Genomic DNA, 2,706 nt, shown 5'->3' with positions numbered 1-2,706 from the left:
GGCCGCGCGCGCCGCGCTGGGCCTGCCCGCGCAGGCGCCGGTGGTGGCCGTGCTGCCGGGCAGCCGCCGGTCGGAGATCGAGATGATCGCGCCGGTGTTCCTGCAGACGGTGGCGCTGCTGGCCCGCCAGCGGCCCGACCTGCGCTTCGTGCTGCCGGTGGTGCCGGGCCTGCGCGCGCTGGTGGAGCCGTTGCTGCGCCAGCATGCGCCCGATGCGCCGCTGACGCTGCTGGACGGCCGCTCGCACGAGGCGCTGGCCGCCTGCGACGTGACGCTGATCGCCAGCGGCACCGCCACGCTGGAAGCGGCCCTGTTCAAGCGGCCCATGGTCATCGCCTACCGCATGAACGGCCTGACCTGGCAGCTGATGAAGCGCATGGCCTACCAGCCCTGGGTGGGCCTGCCCAACATCCTGTGCCGCGACTTCGTGGTGCCCGAGCGCATCCAGGAAGCCGCGCAACCGGCCACACTGGCCGCCGACGTGCTGGCCTGGCTGGACGCACCCGCCCGCATGGCGGCCGTGACCGGCCGCTTCGACGAACTTCACCACCTGCTGCGGCGTGACACCGGCCGCACCGCCACCGATGCCATCGCGCAAATCCTCGATCAAAGCTGAGCAGTTGGGCCTGTCGTGGGACGTGCCGGGCCTGCTGGTGGCCGGCGTGGACGAAGCCGGCCGCGGCCCGCTGGCCGGCCCGGTGGTGGCCGCCGCCGTCATCCTGGACGAGCTGCGGCCGATCAAGGGCCTGGCCGACTCCAAGGTGCTGAGCGCCAGGCGCCGCGAAGAGCTGTACGAAGAAATCCGCGCCCGTGCGCTGTGCTGCAGCGTGGGGGAGGCCAGCGTCGAAGAGATCGACACCCTCAACATCCTGCAGGCCACGATGCTGGCCATGCGCCGCGCGGTGGAGGGCCTGCGTCTGCTGCCCGGCAAGGTGCTGGTCGATGGCAACCGGCTGCCGGTGCTGCGGGTGCATGCCGAGGCCATCATCGGCGGCGATGCCAAGGTGCAGGCCATCTCGGCCGCCTCCATCATCGCCAAGGTCACGCGCGACCGCGGCTGCCAGGCGCTGCACGAGCGCTTTCCGCTCTACGGCTTCGACGAGCACAAGGGCTACGGCACGCGCGACCACCTGGAAGCCCTGCGCACCCATGGCGCCTGCGAGGCGCACCGCCGCAGCTTCGCGCCGGTGCGGCAGCTGCTGTCGCCGGCCGGCGAGGTGCTGCTGCCCACCGACGTGGCCGACGCCGCCCACCGCATGCTCAGCCGATGACAGCGCCGCCCCTGATCACCTCGCGCGACAACCCGCTGCTGGTCAAGCTGCGCAAGCTGGCGCAAGACCCGGCGGCCTACCGCAAGCTGGGCCTGCTGTGGCTGGAAGGCGACCATCTGGCGCGGGCGCTGCAGGCACGCGGCGGCCGCGCCCAGCAGGCGCTGGTCAGCGAAAGCGCCTGGCTGCGTGAACCCAGCCTGCAGACCCTGGCCGCCATGGCCGACAAGGTGAGCCTGCTGCCCGATGCGCTGTTCAAGTCGCTCAGCACGCTGGAATCGCCCGCGCCCATCGGCTTCGTGGTGCAGGCGCCGGCCTCGCCCGAGATCGCGCCCGACGCGCCCACCGTCGTGCTCGACCGGCTGCAGGATGCGGGCAACGTGGGCAGCATCCTGCGCAGCGCGGCGGCGCTGGGTTTTGCGCAGGTCGTCGCCCTCAAGGGCACGGCGGCGCTGTGGTCGCCCAAGGTGCTGCGCGCCGGCATGGGCGCGCACTTCGGCCTGCGGCTGGTGGAAGGCGTGGCGGCCGAGGCGCTGGCGGCGCTGCAGGTGCCACTGGTGGCCACCAGCTCGCACACCACCAGCGTGCTGCATGAAGCCGCGCTGCCCTGGCCCTGCGCCTGGGTGCTGGGTCATGAAGGCCGCGGCGTGGCGCCCGAGCTCATGGCGCGCTGCGCGCTCACGGTGCGCATTCCGCAGCCGGGCGGCGAAGAGTCGCTGAACGTGGCCGCAGCCGCAGCCGTGTGCCTGTACGAATCGGCGCGGCGGCGGTTGGTTCAGTAGATGAGTCTGTCGGGGCGGATGTCCCGCAGGATCGTGGTGGCGATCTCCTCGATCGACTTGTGCGTCGAGCTGAGCCAGCCGATGCCTTCGCGCTTCATCATCGCCTCGGCCTCGTTCACCTCGTAGCGGCAGTTCTCGATCGCCGCGTACTTGCTGCCCGGCCGCCGCTCGTTGCGGATCTGCGCCAGCCGCTCGGGGTCGATCGACAGGCCGAAGCACTTGGCCTTGAAGGGCGCCAGCGCCGAGGGCAGCTTGTTGCGCTCGAAGTCTTCCGGGATCAGCGGGTAGTTGGCCGCCTTGATGCCGTGCTGCATCGCCAGGTACAGCGAGGTGGGCGTCTTGCCGCTGCGGCTCACACCCACCAGGATCACGTCGGCCAGCTCCAGGTTGCGCGACGACTGGCCGTCGTCGTGCGCCAGCGAGAAGTTGATCGCCTCGATGCGGTCGTCGTATTCCTGGCTCTTGGCCGCGTCCGAGAAGCGGCCCACGCGGTGGTTCGACTTCATGCCGAACTCCTGCTCCAGCGGCTCGACGAAGGTGCGGAACATGTCCAGCACCATGCCGCGGCAGTCGGGGCCGGTGACCGCATCGCGGATCACTTCGTTGACCAGCGTGATGAACACGATGGGCGGCTTGCCCTCGCGCTCGGCCACCTC

3 protein-coding genes and 1 pseudogene are annotated in these 2,706 nt (G+C 71.2%); 3 read left to right on the top strand and 1 reads right to left on the bottom strand.

Features of this window, described 5'->3' with window-relative positions; translation table 11 throughout:
- The 3 genes and pseudogenes from ABNT58_RS08725 to ABNT58_RS08715 form a co-directional block, all read left to right on the top strand.
- Positions 1-616: pseudogene (locus ABNT58_RS08725) on the top strand (lipid-A-disaccharide synthase); the annotation flags it as partial.
- Entirely contained in the window at positions 585-1,271 is a 687-nt protein-coding gene (gene rnhB, locus ABNT58_RS08720; protein ID WP_348753104.1) for a ribonuclease HII, read from the top strand. The pseudogene ABNT58_RS08725 and the gene rnhB, both read left to right, overlap by 32 nt.
- Complete coding sequence (locus ABNT58_RS08715) at positions 1,268-2,050, top strand: RNA methyltransferase (protein ID WP_348753103.1); 783 nt, start codon at positions 1,268-1,270, stop codon at positions 2,048-2,050. The genes rnhB and ABNT58_RS08715 overlap by 4 nt, the downstream gene beginning before the upstream one ends.
- Here ABNT58_RS08715 and ABNT58_RS08710 read toward each other — a convergent pair.
- The coding region (locus tag ABNT58_RS08710) for a pyruvate, water dikinase regulatory protein (protein WP_348753102.1) at positions 2,044-2,706 on the bottom strand (663 nt) is incomplete at its 5' end. The genes ABNT58_RS08715 and ABNT58_RS08710 overlap by 7 nt on opposite strands.

This window comes from uncultured Aquincola sp. (genome assembly GCF_964001545.1).
GTDB lineage: Bacteria > Pseudomonadota > Gammaproteobacteria > Burkholderiales > Burkholderiaceae_C > Aquincola.
The sequence above is the reverse complement of the archived record's forward strand: the minus strand, read 5'-3'. Positions and strand labels throughout refer to the sequence as shown.